The sequence below is a fragment of the Brachybacterium phenoliresistens genome (genome assembly GCF_039530785.1).
GTDB lineage: Bacteria > Actinomycetota > Actinomycetes > Actinomycetales > Dermabacteraceae > Brachybacterium > Brachybacterium phenoliresistens.
Genome location: NZ_BAAAOW010000003.1, coordinates 402,849 through 417,553 on the forward strand (window position 1 = coordinate 402,849; position 14,705 = coordinate 417,553).

16 protein-coding genes and 1 tRNA gene are annotated in these 14,705 nt (G+C 74.5%); 7 read left to right on the plus strand and 10 right to left on the minus strand.

Going from position 1 to position 14,705, the window contains the following annotated elements:
* Nucleotides 1-449 precede the first annotated feature (449 nt).
* From groL to ABD234_RS09460, 3 genes are all read right to left on the minus strand, one after another.
* Nucleotides 450-2,087, minus strand: coding sequence for a chaperonin GroEL (gene groL, locus ABD234_RS09450; protein ID WP_038372056.1), 1,638 nt, complete (start codon nt 2,085-2,087; stop codon nt 450-452).
* A 298-nt stretch (nt 2,088-2,385) separates the two neighbouring features.
* Nucleotides 2,386-3,003, minus strand: coding sequence for a LytR C-terminal domain-containing protein (locus ABD234_RS09455; RefSeq protein ID WP_038372055.1), 618 nt, complete (start codon nt 3,001-3,003; stop codon nt 2,386-2,388).
* Nucleotides 3,004-3,105: 102 nt separating this feature from the next.
* The gene (locus ABD234_RS09460; RefSeq protein WP_344355512.1) at nt 3,106-3,447 is read right to left on the minus strand and encodes a DUF3263 domain-containing protein; all 342 of its coding nucleotides are present in this window, start codon (nt 3,445-3,447) and stop codon (nt 3,106-3,108) included.
* Between the two features lie 79 nt (nt 3,448-3,526).
* Between ABD234_RS09460 and ABD234_RS09465 the strand changes: the two genes are divergently transcribed.
* A complete protein-coding gene (locus ABD234_RS09465) occupies nt 3,527-4,243 on the plus strand; it encodes a uracil-DNA glycosylase (protein ID WP_051486737.1) in 717 nt (238 codons plus the stop codon).
* 69 nt (nt 4,244-4,312) lie between these two features.
* Here the strand turns inward: ABD234_RS09465 and ABD234_RS09470 are convergent, their stop codons facing one another.
* Together ABD234_RS09470 and ABD234_RS09475 are read right to left on the minus strand one after the other, a co-directional pair.
* Nucleotides 4,313-6,034: a multicopper oxidase family protein gene (locus ABD234_RS09470; protein ID WP_344355516.1), complete on the minus strand. Its 1,722-nt coding sequence runs from the start codon at nt 6,032-6,034 to the stop codon at nt 4,313-4,315.
* Nucleotides 6,031-6,516, minus strand: a complete 486-nt coding sequence (locus ABD234_RS09475; RefSeq protein WP_344355519.1) for a hypothetical protein — start codon at nt 6,514-6,516, stop codon at nt 6,031-6,033. Before ABD234_RS09475 ends, ABD234_RS09470 begins: the two co-directional genes overlap by 4 nt.
* A 151-nt stretch (nt 6,517-6,667) precedes the next feature.
* Between ABD234_RS09475 and ABD234_RS09480 the strand changes: the two genes are divergently transcribed.
* Complete coding sequence (locus ABD234_RS09480) at nt 6,668-7,984, plus strand: sensor histidine kinase (RefSeq protein ID WP_344355522.1); 1,317 nt, start codon at nt 6,668-6,670, stop codon at nt 7,982-7,984.
* The gene (locus tag ABD234_RS09485) at nt 7,981-8,694 is read left to right on the plus strand and encodes a response regulator (protein WP_344355525.1); all 714 of its coding nucleotides are present in this window, start codon (nt 7,981-7,983) and stop codon (nt 8,692-8,694) included. The genes ABD234_RS09480 and ABD234_RS09485 overlap by 4 nt, the downstream gene beginning before the upstream one ends.
* A gap of 18 nt (nt 8,695-8,712) precedes the next feature.
* Here the strand turns inward: ABD234_RS09485 and ABD234_RS09490 are convergent, their stop codons facing one another.
* The gene (locus tag ABD234_RS09490; RefSeq protein ID WP_344355527.1) at nt 8,713-9,747 is read right to left on the minus strand and encodes a siderophore-interacting protein; all 1,035 of its coding nucleotides are present in this window, start codon (nt 9,745-9,747) and stop codon (nt 8,713-8,715) included.
* 214 nt (nt 9,748-9,961) lie between these two features.
* Between ABD234_RS09490 and ABD234_RS09495 the strand changes: the two genes are divergently transcribed.
* Nucleotides 9,962-10,597: a hypothetical protein gene (locus ABD234_RS09495; protein ID WP_156954101.1), complete on the plus strand. Its 636-nt coding sequence runs from the start codon at nt 9,962-9,964 to the stop codon at nt 10,595-10,597.
* 105 nt (nt 10,598-10,702) lie between these two features.
* Entirely contained in the window at nt 10,703-11,272 is a 570-nt protein-coding gene (locus tag ABD234_RS09500) for a hypothetical protein (protein WP_051486733.1), read from the plus strand.
* A 43-nt stretch (nt 11,273-11,315) separates the two neighbouring features.
* Here ABD234_RS09500 and ABD234_RS09505 read toward each other — a convergent pair whose 3' ends face one another.
* Entirely contained in the window at nt 11,316-12,050 is a 735-nt protein-coding gene (locus ABD234_RS09505; RefSeq protein WP_344355531.1) for an SDR family NAD(P)-dependent oxidoreductase, read from the minus strand.
* Nucleotides 12,051-12,136: 86 nt separating this feature from the next.
* Here ABD234_RS09505 and ABD234_RS09510 point away from each other — a divergent pair, with 86 nt between their 5' ends.
* Nucleotides 12,137-12,733 carry a TetR/AcrR family transcriptional regulator gene (locus ABD234_RS09510; protein ID WP_038372050.1) on the plus strand — a complete coding sequence of 199 codons (597 nt, stop codon included), beginning with the start codon at nt 12,137-12,139 and terminating at the stop codon, nt 12,731-12,733.
* Between the two features lie 36 nt (nt 12,734-12,769).
* On the opposite strand, the gene ABD234_RS09515 is transcribed toward ABD234_RS09510, so the two are convergent.
* Nucleotides 12,770-13,537: an ABC transporter permease gene (locus tag ABD234_RS09515; RefSeq protein WP_344355535.1), complete on the minus strand. Its 768-nt coding sequence runs from the start codon at nt 13,535-13,537 to the stop codon at nt 12,770-12,772.
* Nucleotides 13,538-13,643: 106 nt separating this feature from the next.
* Here ABD234_RS09515 and ABD234_RS09520 point away from each other — a divergent pair, with 106 nt between their 5' ends.
* Nucleotides 13,644-13,904 carry a PLDc N-terminal domain-containing protein gene (locus ABD234_RS09520; protein ID WP_038372047.1) on the plus strand — a complete coding sequence of 87 codons (261 nt, stop codon included), beginning with the start codon at nt 13,644-13,646 and terminating at the stop codon, nt 13,902-13,904.
* Nucleotides 13,905-13,907: 3 nt separating this feature from the next.
* Here ABD234_RS09520 and ABD234_RS09525 read toward each other — a convergent pair whose 3' ends face one another.
* Both ABD234_RS09525 and ABD234_RS09530 read right to left on the minus strand, forming a co-directional pair.
* Nucleotides 13,908-14,534, minus strand: a complete 627-nt coding sequence (locus ABD234_RS09525; RefSeq protein WP_344355540.1) for a hypothetical protein — start codon at nt 14,532-14,534, stop codon at nt 13,908-13,910.
* A 3-nt stretch (nt 14,535-14,537) separates the two neighbouring features.
* Nucleotides 14,538-14,609 (minus strand) — tRNA-Thr (locus ABD234_RS09530).
* Between the last annotated feature and the right edge of the window lie 96 nt (nt 14,610-14,705).

Consider the following 14,705-nt stretch of genomic DNA (forward strand, 5'->3'; position numbering starts at 1 on the left):
CCCCACGCCCCACGCCCCACGCCCCACGCCCCACGCCCCACGCCCCACGCCCCACGCCCCACGCCCCACGCCCCACGGACGAGGCTGCCCCTCCAACGATCGGAGTGAACCCGTCGCTTCCTGCGCGGGAAGCGACGGGATCACTCCGATCGTTCGCGATGCGACGGATTTACTCCGATCGATGATGACGCGCGCCCCGGAACCGTCACCACGGAGGTCGTACGCCCCGACTCGAGGGTCCACGCCCCCGCAACGGCGAAGCCCCCACCCCGAAGGGTCCACGCCCCCGCTACGGCGAAGCCCCCGCCCTGAAGGGTCCGCGACCCCGCCACGGCGAAGCCCCGGGCCCGAGAGTTCCACGCCCCCGCAGACGGCGAAGGCCCCGACCCTCCGGAGAGGATCGGGGCCTTCGACCAGCGGCGGGCGCCGCGATCAGCCGTGAGGCTGGATCACATCATGCCGCCCATTCCGCCCATGCCGCCCATGTCGTCGCCGCCGCCGGCCGGGGCCTTGGGCTCCGGCTTGTCGGCCACGACGGCCTCGGTGGTCAGGAACAGGCCCGCGATGGACGCCGCGTTCTGCAGCGCGGAGCGGGTGACCTTGACCGGGTCGATGATGCCGGCGGCCAGGAGGTCCTGGTACTCGCCGGTCGCGGCGTTCAGGCCCTCGCCGACGGGCAGGGACTTGACCTTCTCCGCGACGACGCCGCCCTCGAGACCGGCGTTGACCGCGATCTGCTTGAGCGGGGCCTCGATGGCGACCTTGACGATGTTCGCACCGGTGGACTCGTCGCCCTCGAGCTGCAGGGTGGCGAAGGTGTCCTTGCCGGCCTGGAGCAGAGCCACGCCGCCACCGGCGACGATGCCCTCCTCGACGGCCGCCTTGGCGTTGCGCACGGCGTCCTCGATGCGGTGCTTGCGCTCCTTGAGCTCGACCTCGGTCGCGGCGCCGGCCTTGATGACGGCCACGCCGCCGGCCAGCTTCGCCAGGCGCTCCTGGAGCTTCTCGCGGTCGTAGTCCGAGTCGGAGTTCTCGATCTCCGCACGGATCTGCTTCACGCGGCCGGCGATGCGGTCGGCGTCGCCGGAGCCCTCGACGATGGTGGTCTCGTCCTTGGTGACGACGACCTTGCGGGCCTGGCCCAGCAGCTCGAGACCGGCGGTCTCCAGCTTGAGGCCGACCTCCTCGGAGATGACCTGGCCGCCGGTGAGGATGGCCATGTCCTCCAGCATCGCCTTGCGGCGGTCGCCGAAGCCGGGGGCCTTGACGGCCACGGACTTGAAGGAGCCCTTGAGCTTGTTGACGACCAGGACCGCGAGGGCCTCGCCCTCGACGTCCTCGGCGATGATCGCCAGGGGCTTGCCGGCCTGGATGACCTTCTCCAGCAGCGGCAGCAGGTCCTTGACGTTGGAGACCTTGGAGTTCATGAGCAGGATGTACGGATCCTCGAGGACCGCCTCCTGACGCTCCGCGTCGGTCACGAAGTACGGCGAGGTGAAGCCCTTGTCGAACCGCATGCCCTCGGTGAGCTCCAGCTCGAGGCCCATGGTGTTGGACTCCTCGACCGTGATCACGCCCTCCTTGCCGACCTTGTCGAGCGCCTCGGCGATGAGCTCGCCGATCGCCGGGTCGGCCGCGGAGATGGCGGCGGTGTTCGCGATCTGCTCCTTGGTCTCGATCTCCTTGGCCTGCTTGAGCAGGGTCTCGGAGACCGCGGCCACGGCCTTGTCGATGCCGCGCTTGAGCGCGATCGGGTTGGCGCCGGCGGCGACGTTGCGCAGGCCCTCCTTGACCAGGGCCTGGGCGAGGACGGTGGCGGTGGTGGTGCCGTCGCCCGCGATGTCGTCGGTCTTCTTGGCGACCTCCTTGACGAGCTCCGCACCGATCTTCTCGTACGGGTCGTCGAGCTCGATCTCCTTGGCGATGGACACGCCGTCGTTGGTGATCGTGGGGGCGCCCCAGGACTTCTCGAGGACGACGTTGCGCCCCTTGGGGCCGAGGGTGACCCGGACGGCGTCGGCGAGCTGGTTCATACCGCGCTCGAGGCCGCGACGGGCCTCCTCGTCATAAGCGATGAGCTTGGCCATTGTGGAATCTCTCCCGTGTCTGTGGTGTCCACCCAGCCCTGTGCCCGCGACGGACGAGGACCGCCCAGGCGTTCACGTCACGCCGGGACGGACCCCTCACGGAGCCGGAATGTTCCTGGTCGGCAGGGCGGCGCAGCCGTCCCCCGATCAGGCACCGCACGGCGGCGAGGACAGAGCTGTCACTCGACGCCGACGAGTGCCAGATCATCATAAGCACTCGGAGGCTGTGAGTGCTAACCCCTGGGCCGATGAGTTCGCTCCGAAAGGAGGGGCGGGCCCGACGGGGCCCGCCCGGGCGTCACTCGCCCTCGCCCTGCCCCTCGCCGTCGCCGCCCTGGTCCTGGTCGGCGCCGGGCTCCTTCACGGCGATGAAGGTGATGGTGGCGTCGTACTCGTCGCTCTGGCGCGCCTCGCCGGCGCCGACCTCGGCGGCGAGCGCCTGCGCCGTGTCGGCATCGGCCTCGTCGCGGTAGAACACGACGGGCTCCTCCTGGAGGTTGTCGGCGGTGGAGACGTCCACGCGGGTCCAGCCGGCGGATTCGAGCGTGTCCTGCCAGGCGCCGGCCAGTCCGTTGATGCCGCCGGCGTTGACGACCATCACGGGGGTGGTGCGGTCCGGCTCGGGGACGGGGGTCTCCTCGGCGGTCGTCTCCTCGCCGCCCTCGGCGGAGGTCTGCTCGGTCTGCTCCGCGGCCGAGGTGGGGGCCTCGGCCCGCTCCTCGGGCGTGTTGCGCCCCATCCCGCCGATCGCGAACAGCAGCACCAGCAGCAGGACGAACGCTGCGGCGATGATGATCAGGTAGACGAGGTTCTGGCGCCAGAAGGGGTGCTCGGCACGGTGCGCCCCGTGGAGGGACGCCGTCGCCGCCTCCCGGTCGAACTCGTCGGGCGGGTACGGGTACTCGGAATCAGCCACGGCCCCATTAAACCTGCTGCGGGGCGCTGCGGCGGTGAGCACACGCCCCGGGAGCGCGGGGGATCACGCCGCGCGGCCGCCCATTCGGGGGGCGGGCAGGGTTCAGGCGGCGTGCGCCGGGCCGGGACGGTGCTCGTCGCCGCTGGTGCGCAGGCCGCGCAGCCGATGCACCAGTGCGGGGGCCTCCCGCAGCGCGGCCGGCTCGTCCAGGAGGGTGTTCAGGCGCACGAAGTAGGCGGTGGGGGTCATGCCCAGCTCCTCGCGGATGCGCCGCTCCTTCGCGCCGACGAAGCGGAAGGTGCGCGATTCGAGGGCGAGGATGCGCCGGTCGCGGTCGCTGAGGCCCGATGCGTCGGGGGCCTGCGTGCCCTCGTCCCCGGCCGGCGCGTGCGAGGGCGGCTCCGCGGGGTTCGCGGAGGCATCGGCGGCGGATCGGGGACGCATGGATCCAGGCTAGGCCGATGCCGCTGCGCGGCCGCGGAGGCACGCCGCATCGCGCGCGGCCGGGTGCGAGACTTGTGCCATGCCGACCCCGCTGACGCAGATCATCGCCGCCGACTGGGCCGAGGCCCTCGCCCCCGAGGAGGCCCGGATCCACGGGATCGGGGACTTCCTGCGGGAGGAGGCCGAGTCCGGCGCCGGGTACCTGCCGGCGGGCCGGCACGTGCTGCGCGCCTTCACCCGGCCGATGTCCGAGGTGCGCGTGCTCGTCGTGGGCCAGGACCCGTACCCCACGCCCGGGCATCCGATCGGCCTGTCGTTCGCGGTCGAGGAGCACGTGCGCCCGCTGCCGCGCAGCCTCACGAACATCTACGCGGAGCTGGAGGCGGACCTCGGCATCGCGCCCGCCCCGCACGGGGACCTCTCCGCCTGGCAGGACCAGGGCGTGCTGCTGCTGAACCGGGTGCTCACGGTGCGGCCCGGCACCCCCGGCTCCCATCGGCGGCGCGGTTGGGAGCAGGTCACCGAGCTCGCGATCCGCTCCCTCGTCGCCCGCGGCGGCCCGCTGGTGGCGATCCTGTGGGGCCGCGACGCGCAGTCCCTGATCCCCCTGCTGGGGGAGGTGCCCTACGTGGCGAGCCCGCACCCGAGCCCGCTGTCGGCCTCGCGCGGGTTCTTCGGCTCGCGCCCCTTCTCCCGGGTCAACGAGCTGCTGGCGGCCCAGGGCGCCGGCCCCGTGGACTGGCGCGTGGTGCGCGAGGAGACCGCGGCGGGCGGGGCGTCGGCCGCACCGCGCTGATCCCCCGGGGGCCGGCCTCCCGGAGGCGCGTCCCGCGGGCCGATCCCCCGCGCCCGATCCCGGCCGTGGTCAGTGCCCGGCGTGCCCGCCGTCCGGCGCGTGGCCGGCATCCGGCGCGTGGCCGGCATCCGGCGCGTGCCCGCCGTCCGCCGCATGCCCGGCGTGGCCGGCGCCCCCGGTCCCCGGGGCGGCGACCTGGTCCTCGGTGCCGGGTTCGATGACCACGAACTGGCCCATCATGCCGCCGTCCTCGTGCAGGAGCATGTGGCAGTGGTACATGTACGGCATGGCGGGGTCCGCGTACCGGTCGAAGCGCAGGACGAGGCGGTAGCGGCGGCGCGGCTCGAGATAGACGGTGTCCTGAGGTCCGGCCAGATGGTCCGGCGGCGCCTGGTCGTCGATGTCGAGGATCCGGAACTGCACGTCATGCACGTGGAAGCTGTGCGGCACCGATTCGGTGTTCGTCACCTCCCAGATCTCGACGGTGCCGACGTGGACCACCTCGTCGATGCGGCGCATGTCCATGCGCGCGCCGTTGATGGTGCGGCCCTGCAGCGCGAAGGTCCGGGTCCGCACGGCGTCCTGCGCCCGCAGCGGCGCAGGCTGCGGGTCCTTCCCCCAGGAGGGCTCCGGCGCGGGGGCGAGGGACGCGGCGGCCCGCAGCTCGAGGACGTCGAACTCGTCGTCCGCCCCCGTGAGCGCCGGCACGGCGATCGCCCCGAGGTCCACCGGCAGGCTGCGCAGGCGCACCGTCTCCCCCGGGGTGAGGGCGACGACGACCTCGGCCCGCTCCCCCGGGGCCAGCCGCAGGCGGCTCAGCTCCACCGGGGCGTCCAGCAGGCCGCCGTCGCTGGCGACCATCGTCATCGGCCGCTCGTCGGCGAGCGCGAGCGCGTAGGTGCGGGCGGTCGAGCCGTTCAGCAGGCGCAGCCGCAGCCTCTGCGCCGCGACCTCCAGGACGGGGCCGATGGTCCCGTTGACCATGATCGTGTCCCCCAGCATCCCCGGCTCGCGGCCCGAGTCCTCCAGGACGAGGCGTCCCTCCTCGTCGACCCGGCGGTCCTGGATGATCAGGGGGATGTCGTCCACCCCGTACTCGCGGGGCAGCCGGACGGAGTCGCTGCGCTCGTCGTCGATCAGGAACAGCCCGGCGAGCCCCTGGTAGACGTGACGCTCGGTCGCCCCGTGGGGGTGCGGGTGGTACCAGAGCGTCGCCGCGGGCTGGTCGATCTCCCAGCTCGGGCGCCAGGTCCCGCCGGGCTCGATGCTCTGGTGCGGCCCGCCGTCCATGGCGGCCGGAAGGTGCATGCCGTGCCAGTGCATGCTGGTCGTCTCCGGCAGCGCGTTGCGGACGGTGACCTCGACGTTCTCGCCGCGGCGGGCGCGCAGCGTGGGTCCGAGGAAGGGGCCGTTCAGGCCCCAGGTCGGGGTGGGCTCGGGCATGCCGGGCCAGGAGATGCTGCCCTCCTGCGCGGTGAGGTGGAAGCGCCGCACCCCGCCCGAGGCCTCGGACTCGGCCAGCGGCGGGATCGCGAGCGGCTGGTCGAACTCCACGGCGCGGATGCCGCTGGTCGAGAGGGTTCCCGCCAGGCCCCCGCAGCCGGCCAGGGCGGGCGCCGCCGCGAGCACCGCGCCGCCGAGCAGGGCCCGGCGCAGCAGCGTGCGGCGCGGGAACGGGAGGTCCGGGACGGGGAGGGTCGGGGACGAGAGGGCCGGGGAGGAGAGGACCGGGGACGGGCGGGGCGGCCACGCGGCGGGCATGTTCCGCGGCCGGGCGGCGGGGCCGGTCATCGGCGCGCCCCGCCGCGCAGCTGCTGCACCGCCAGGGCGAGCAGACCGGCGATCGCCCCCCACAGGGCGTCCATGCCCAGGGCGACGAGGTGGGTCCACCACGGCCGGCCGGATCCGCCGAGCACGGCGGCCAGGACCAGTGTGATCACCCCGCCGGCCAGGCCCGTCAGGGCCAGCACGAGGACCGGCCGGGGCACGCGGCCCAGGCCGACGACGCCGATCCAGGTCGCCCCGATCAGGGCGACGAGGATCAGGGCGCGGGGCGCCCCCGAGCCCAGGCCCAGCAGCGCGGTGATCGGCCACAGCAGGACGAGGGAGGCCAGCCCGCCGATGAGCAGCCACGGCAGGGGCGGGGCCGGGGCCGGGTCGGCCCCGGAGACGGGAGCGGGACCGGCTGCGGGCCCGGAGACGGGGGCCGAGCCGGCGGCGGGCCCGGCGGGGTCGGAGCGATGCGGACGGGAGGGAGTGGTGTTCTCAGCCATGGCATCAGCCTTCCGGCGCCGCCGTCCGCGGGCATCGGCCCGCAGGCGTCGGCTCGGGCGTCCGGCATCGACCGCGCGATCGCCCCGGGGCGACAGGGGAGGTCGCCTGCCGGCGATGCCGCAGCGGCGGGCCCCCGCCTACGCTGGGACCATGGACGACGCCCGCCCCGATGCGCGCCTGGCCGATGCCGGCCTCGCGCTCGCGACGGCCCTCGTGCTCGCCGCCGTCGTCGCGGCCGGGCCCCGGGAGGGCACGACCGGGGCGGCCCTGGCCTGCTGCGCCGGCATCGGCGCGCTGCTCCTCCTGCGCCGGCGGGCCCCCGTCCTCGTGCTCGTCGCGACCGTCGCGGCGATCTTCGCCTACTACATCGCGGACCTCCCGCCGCTGGGCATGGTGCTGCCGGCCGCCGGTGCGCTGCTGTCCGCGGCCGAGCAGGGCCGCACCCGCTGGGCGGTCGGCGCCGCGGCGGTGCTGCTGGCCGTCGCCTCCTACTTCCGCCTGGCCGTCCCGGACCCGGCCGATGCGGTCTCCGGCTACGGCTACGTCACCGAGCTGGCGCTGGCGGCCGCCGCGATCGCCCTCGGCGCCGCGATCCGCCTGACCCGCCAGGCCCGCGAGCGCACCCGGCGCATCGAGGAACTCACCGCGGAGCGGCAGGCCCGCGCCGCGGCCGACCGCCTCCAGCAGGAGCGCCTGCGCACCGCCCGCGACCTCCACGACAGCATCGGCCATGCGCTCGCCGTCGCGTCCCTGCACGCCGGGATCGCGACCGATGCGCTCGGGGACGCCGACCCGCCGGCGCGGGAGGCGCTCGAGCAGGTGCGCGCCTCCACGACGCAGGCCCTCGCCGAGCTGCGCGGCACGGTGCGGCTGCTGCGCGGCCAGGCGGAGACCGGCAGGACCGCGGGAGCCGATCCGACTGCGGGGGCGGATCCAGCCTCGGGAGCAGGTCCGGCCGCAGGAGCAGGTCCGGCCGCGGGAGCGGGTCCAGTCGCAGGAGCAGGTCCAGCCGGCGGGGCGGTGGGGCTGGCTGCTCTGGACGACCTCCTGGCCGATGCCCGCGGCACCGGCCTCGAGATCACGGTGCGCACCGAGGGCGGGATCGACCGCCTGCCCGGCGGGATCGACGCCGCCGCCTGCCGGATCATCCAGGAGTCGCTGACCAACGTCCTGCGCCATTCCGGGGCGCGGCGCGCGGACATCGACCTCGCCGCCCGCGACGGATGGCTGACGCTGAGCATCCGGGACGAGGGCCCGGCCGACGCGTCGGGACCGGCCAGGACGCATCTGCCGACGTCGGCACCCACGTCGGCGCCGACGTCGCCCGGGGATCCGTGGCCGGCCGGGGCCGGGATCCGCGGCATGCGCGAACGGGCGGCCCTGCACGGCGGCACCCTGGATGCCGGCCCCGAGGGCTCCGGCTTCGCGGTGCACGCCCGGATCCCCCTGCCCCGGGAGAGCTCATGAGCACCGATCCGATCCGCGTGGTGATCGTCGACGACCAGGCCCTGGTGCGGACGGGGCTGCGCACCCTCGCCGAGCACGACGGGGACGTGGTCGTCGTCGGGGAGGCGGCGGACGGCCGCACCGGCATCGCGCAGGTCCGCGCGCTGCGCCCCGACCTCGTGCTGATGGACGTGCGCATGCCGGTGCTCGACGGGCTGGCCGCGACCCGGGAGATCCTCGCCGATCCACTCCTGCGCGGCTGCCGGGTGCTGATCCTCACCACCTTCGACGAGGACGAGCACGTCCACGAGGCGCTGCGCGCCGGGGCGTCGGGCTACCTGCTCAAGGACGTCTCGCCGACGGATCTGCGGGCGGCGATCCGGACCGTCGCCGCGGGCGGCGCGCTGCTCTCCCCCGCGGTCACGGAGACCGTCATGCGGGCGGCGGCGGAGGCCGGCGGGCAGGGCACGGATCCCACGGCGCTGGAGGGGCTCGGGGAGCGGGAGCGGGAGATCCTGGCGCTCATCGGCCGGGGCCTGACCAACGACGAGATCGCCGCCCACGTGCACCTGAGCCCGGCCACGGCCCGCACCTATGTCAGCCGGCTGCTGGCGCGCACCGGGGCCCGCGACCGTCCCGCCCTGGTCGTCCTGGCCTACGAGACCGGACTGGTGCGGCCCGGACGGCCCGGAGCCGACGGGGCCGGACCTGCGGGGGCCGCGACGTCCTGAGCCGCGGCCCGCGGCAGCTCAGCTCTCCGCGCGGCCGATGCGCCAGTAGCCCATGAACGCGACGCGGCGCCGGTCCACGCCGACCTCGCGGACGAGATAGCGGCGGATCCCCGTCACCGCCCCCGCCTCCCCCGCGATCCAGGCGGAGAACTCCGGTCCGTGCCCTGCCGGGGCGGAGGCCGGTCCGGACTCCGGCGAGGCGGCCCCCGCGTCGCCCGTCTGCGAGGCGGCGTCCTCCCGGGCGCCGGTCTCCCAGAGGATGGTGGTGTCGATGTCGACCTCCTCGAGCGGGGCATCGGCCGCGGCGCCGGCGCCCGGCCGCAGCAGCTCGCGCACGGCGGCGTCGAGCAGGGCCCCTTGGGCGCGGCCCTCGCGGGGCAGCCAGGTGACCTCCACCCCGGCCGGGGCGGAGAGGGTCAGCGCCTCGGCGTCGGCATCGGCGGCGAGCGGGACCTCGAGCAGGGCGCGGCCGCAGGCCTCGGGCGGCAGGGAGGCGAGGATCGAGGCGATCGCGGGTACCGCGGTCTCGTCGCCCACCAGCAGCAGGTCGCCGGTGGCGTCGGGGCGGAACTCGATGCCGCCGGTGGGCCCGGGGGCCTCGCGGTCCGGGCCCAGCAGGTGCAGGCGGTCGCCGACGCGGGCGTCGCGCGCCCAGCGCTCGGCGGGGCCGGCGGGTTCGGCATCGGCCGGGGTGTGCAGGACGATGTCGACGTCCAGCTCGCGCACGTCCTCGCGCCAGGCGCGGACGGTGTAGGTGCGCATCCAGCCGCGCTCGGCCGGATCGATCTGCAGCCACGCCGGGTACCAGGAGACGCCGGCGGCCTCCTGCTGCGCGAGGAAGGCGGGGACGTCGAAGCGTCGGGCCTCTCCGCGGCGCAGCAGCTCCGGGGAGTGCGCGGGGATCAGCAGCTTGATGCGCAGGTCCCGCGGCGGCCCGTCGATGCCGAAGCGGTCCAGGCCCGCGCCCCCGAAGGTGACGCGGCGGAAGCTCGGCGTGAGGTCCTCGATGCGGAGCACCTCGGCGTCCAGGCAGGCGATGGTTCGAGCGGGCACGGGAGTCCTTCCGGCGGCGGCGGGGTCCGACATCGGTGCGGACGCGTCCATCCTCCGATGCAGGCCAGCGGCCGTCTAGGGCTGCGGGACCCCGGAAGTAAGGCATACCTCACTTCCCGTCGGGGCGGCGCGGATGCTACGGAGAGCCGCGAGGTCGTGCGGCCGGCGCGGTAGCGTGGGCCCCGTCCAGGCGCGCAGGGGAAGAAGGACGGCGATGAGCAGCGCGGCATACCCAGGCACCGGCCCGTCGGCACCGGGCGGCCCGACGCCATCCGGCGGCCCGGCGGCATCGGGCAGGCCCCGCCCTCCGGGGGGTCTGTGGGCGCTGGTGGCCTGCGTCGGCATCGCCGTGCTCGTGATCATCCTGGCCGCCGGCGCCGGGATCGTGTTCCTCGTGGTGAAGCGGGACTCCATCTCCCCGAGGGCGACGGAGGTCATCGAGACCGACATCGCGAGCTTCGAGGCGCCGAGGAACTGGACCGACCTCGGCTCGCAGGACGACGAGCTGTACGACTTCCACTACGACCGCCAGCAGCCGACGGGGGCCGCCGCGCGGATCCTCGTGGCCAGCACCTCCGAACCGGTCCCCTCCGATGTGCTGTGCGACTCGTTCTCCGAGTCCCTCAGCGCGGAGGGTGCGCAGGTCAGCGACGCCGAGGCGGCAGTATTCGACGGCGAGACCTCGCAGTCCTTCACCGCCCGGATCCAGGACGGCACGACCATGTACCTCTCGGAGTACCACTGCGTCAGCCACGACGGGACGACGGTCCTGGTCCTGTTCCAGACGGGGAAGTCCCCCGCGCGCACCGCCGAGGGCGAGAAGGTCATCTCGACCTGGCACTGGCGCTGATCGCCCGCCCCCTCCCAGCCGCGCCCTGCGGCGGGTGTGGCATCCTCGTGTCCCGGCCTGCGCCCGTCCGGCGCCGCAGGCGGACCCGATGCCGAGGAGATCAGCGTGAGCCAGCCTTCGCCCCGCGCCCGCAGCGGCGACCCCCAGACCCGGGCCCGCCGCATGTGGGCCTGCGCCGGGTGCCTGTTCGGCCTCGCCCTGCTGCTGGTGCTGATCGGCGTGGTCGCGCGCATCTGGCTCGCCCCCGAGGACGACACCTATCAGCGCAGCACGGACGTCTCGCAGACCCAGCAGGCCGAGCCCTCCTCCGAGGCGGAGGCCTCGCCCTCCCCCGCCCCGGAGGGCTCCCTGCGCCTGGTCTCCTTCGTGACGCCCAGCGGGAACATCGGCTGCACCTTCGAGGACGGCTCCGTGGGCTGCTCCGTGCGCGATCGCGACTACCCCGAGGACACGGACTGCTCCGAGGACCTCTTCTCGGTGCGCCTGGCCGATGGCGAGGTCCAGCCCGCCTGCGGCGAGGACTTCACCGGCGAGGACCCGCCGGAGCTGGAGTACGGGCACAGCGCCGTCTCCGGCACGGTCGCCTGCACGAGCGAGTCCGACGGCCTGACCTGCTGGGACACGGAGACGAGCACGGGGTTCGTGCTCAGCCGCGACTCGTACGAGACGCTCTGAGCGCCCGCGGCGCCTCCGGCACCGGCCGCACGCCCGCCCGGGGTCACACCTGGGCGTAGCCGCCGTCGGCGAAGAACTCCGCCCCGTTGACATAGCTCGAGGCGTCCGAGGCGAGGAAGGCCGTCACGGCGGCGATCTCCTCGGGCTCGGCCATGCGCCGTAGGGGGATGACCCCCTGGGCCTGGTCGAGCACCTCGCCCGGGAGCAGGTCGAGCAGCCCGGGGGTGCGCGTGCTGCCCGGGGAGACGACGTTGACCCGGAATCCGTGCTCGTGCGCGCTCAGCGCCCAGCCGCGGGCCAGGTTCCGGATCGCCGCCTTCGAGGCCCCATAGACCTCGAGCCCGCGGTCGGGCCGCGTCCCGGCCGTCGATCCCGTGAGGATCACCGAGGCGCCGGGGTTCAGATGCGGCAGCGCCTGCTGCACCGTGAAGATCGTCCCCGCGACGTTGACCGAGAAGATCGCGTCGACCATCTCCTCCGTCACCTCGCCGAGCGGCGCCGCGATGCCGATGCCGGCGTTGGCGACCAGCACATCGATCCGTCCCGCCTGCTGGCGGACGGTCCGGTAGAAAGCCTCGAGCTGCGAGGGGCTCGAGACGTCGCAGACGGCTGCGGTCACGCCCGCGCCGAGCTCGGCGACCGCGGCATCGAGCGGCTCCTTGCGACGGCCGGTGATGAACACGCGCGCGCCGTCGTCCCGGAGCGCACGGGCGGTGGCGAGGCCGATGCCGGAGCTTCCTCCGGTGACCACGGCGATCTTGTCAGTCAGGGTGGGCATCCTCATGTCCTTTCGGGGGTTCTTGACCGTGCGGTCCACCATAGGCAGTACTGGACCGCACGGTCAAGAACCCGTATCATGAGCCCATGGCACGACCACGAGCATTCGACGAGGCGCAGGTGCTCGACGCCGTCCGCGACCAGTTCTGGACGGCCGGCTATGCCGCGACCTCGCTCGAGGACCTGATGCGGGTCAGCGGACTGGGCAAGGGGAGCCTGTACGCGGCCTTCGGCGACAAGCGCGAGCTCTTCCTGCGGGCGCTGCGCAGCTACACGGCGACCAGCCAGGGACATCTGCGCCGCATGCTCGACGGATCCCCCCGGGCGATCGACGCGCTGCGCCTGCTGCTCGAGGCTCCGCTCGGCGAGGGGATCTCCCCCGACGTGCGCCGAGGCTGCCTGCTCGCCAACAGCACCTGCGAGCTCGGCGGCGCCGATCCGGAGGTGCTCGCCCACGCCCACGAGACCTACGAGACGTCCACGGCCCTGATCGCCGAGTGCGTCGCGCGGGCGCAGGACGACGGGGACCTCCCGGTGCAGACGGAGCCGATCTCCCTCGCCCGCGCCCTCCTCGGTGCGCAGCAGGGGATCGTGTTCATGAGCCGGACGGGGATCGACCCGGCTGCGCTCGCCGACACGGCCCGCTCGCTCGCCGATCGCCTCCTGCCCGACCCCTCCGCCTGACCTCCGGCACCGGCCGCGCGCGCCGCCCCGAGGGCCTCAGCCCGTCGGCTCGGCCGGCAGCACCCGCATCCGGGACAGGCGACGGGTCACCACGACGGCCGCGACACCCTGGCCGAGCATGATCGCCGCCAGCACGATGATCTGGAACCGGGCCGCCTCCAGGGGACTCGCCCCGCCGAAGAGAGCGCCGATGAACGCGCCGGGCAGCGTCACCACACCGGTCGAGCGGGTCTGGTCCATGTTCGGCACCATGGCATCGCGCACGGCCGCGCGCGCCATCTCGGCGAAGGCGACGGGCGAGGTCGCCCCGAGCGCCCACCAGGCCTCGACCTCCCCCGCCCGGAGCTGCGCCTGGCTGCGGAAGGATCGGCCCGCCAGCGTGCTGGCGGTCATGGCGTTGCCGATGACGATCCCCCCGATCGCGATGGCATGGCGCGCGCTGAGCTCCACCAGCCCCAGCGCGAAGACGGCGAGGATCGCCGCCGCCCCGCCGACCAGGATGCCGGTCGCTGCGGCGGCGCGCCCACCGGGCATCGGCCGCAGGCGCCCGCCCGAGGTCGCCGAGGCGGTGGAGACCATCAGCACCAGCACCAGCACCGCGGTCCAGGGCACGCTCAGGACGCCGCTGAGCACGAGGGAGGCGATCGCCAGCTGCCCGATCGCCCGGCCGATGGCGAGGACGGGCTGCGCTCCCAGCGAGACGCCCGCCGCGCGCAGGATCACCATCACCGCCAGCACCATCACGGCGACGCCGAGCACGGTGCGCAGCAGGAGCAGCGGGTCGGCGTCCAGCAGCGAGCTCATCGGGACAGCGTAGGGCGCCGGCCTCCTCCCGCGGTCGCACGCCCGGGCCCGCAGGATCCGCCCCGCGGCCGATGCCCCCGCCGCTACCGATGAGTAGCCTCGGGGCATGATCCATGAGCTCCTCCTCGCCGCCCCCGACACCACCCCGCAGATCCTCGGCCTCGGGCTCGGCGCCGTGCTCCTGCTCGCCGCGGTGCTGTGCCTGGTCCTGTGGCTGGCGACGCTCGTCTCGGTGCTCGGCTCGACCTACAGCGGCGGCATGAAGCTGCTGCTCGTGATCGCCTGCTTCGCGTTCCCCGTGCTCGGGCCGCTGGCCTGGTTCGTGATCGTCAAGGGGAACCAGCCGGCGCTCGTCCACCGCCGCTGAGCCTCACCCGCCGGCGGGGACGAACAGCCATCCCAGGACGGTCACCGCCGCGCCCAGCACGGCGCCGAGGACGACCTCGGCCCGCGTGTGCTGGCGCAGGTGCAGCCGGCTCCAGGCGATCACCGGCAGCAGCACCGGCAGCATCAGCAGCCACCACGGCGAGACCAGCAGCGCGGCGAACACCCCCAGCGCGGTCGCGCAGAACATGTGCAGGGAGGCCTTGATCCCCGCCGCCGTGACCGCGGCGCACACCAGCAGCCCGACCACCATCGTCGCCAGCGCCCAGGTCAGCAGCGCCGGCGCGCCCAGCAGGACCAGCGCCGCCGCGCCGCAGAGCACCGAGCCGATCCCGATGGCATAGGCCCCGCGCCGCTCCTCGCGCCGGGACACCTGGCGGTCGCTGAAGCCCCGACGCCGCACTCCCGCCTCGATGACGGCGAAGGGGATGACGGCGCAGAACACGCCGGCGAGCAGGCCCCACCCCAGTCCGGCCCACGGGCGCGGAGCGCCGTGGACGCCGCACAGCACGCAGATCAGCAGCACGGGCACGACCGGGGTGAGCACCTCGGTGATGATCCGTGCGGCCCGCGTGGCGGGATCGCGGGCGGCCGCTGCCGTCGAGCTGGTCATGAGAGCTGGAGACGGGAATCGAACCCGCAACCACCTGTTTACAAGACAGGTGCGCTACCGTTGCGCCACTCCAGCGGGCCCCGGCGGCGTGATCGCGTGCCGCCGAGGGCTCCGAGAACGATACCGCGGATCGGCCCGCGCCCCGGGGCGCGGGCCGATCCGCGGTGCGTG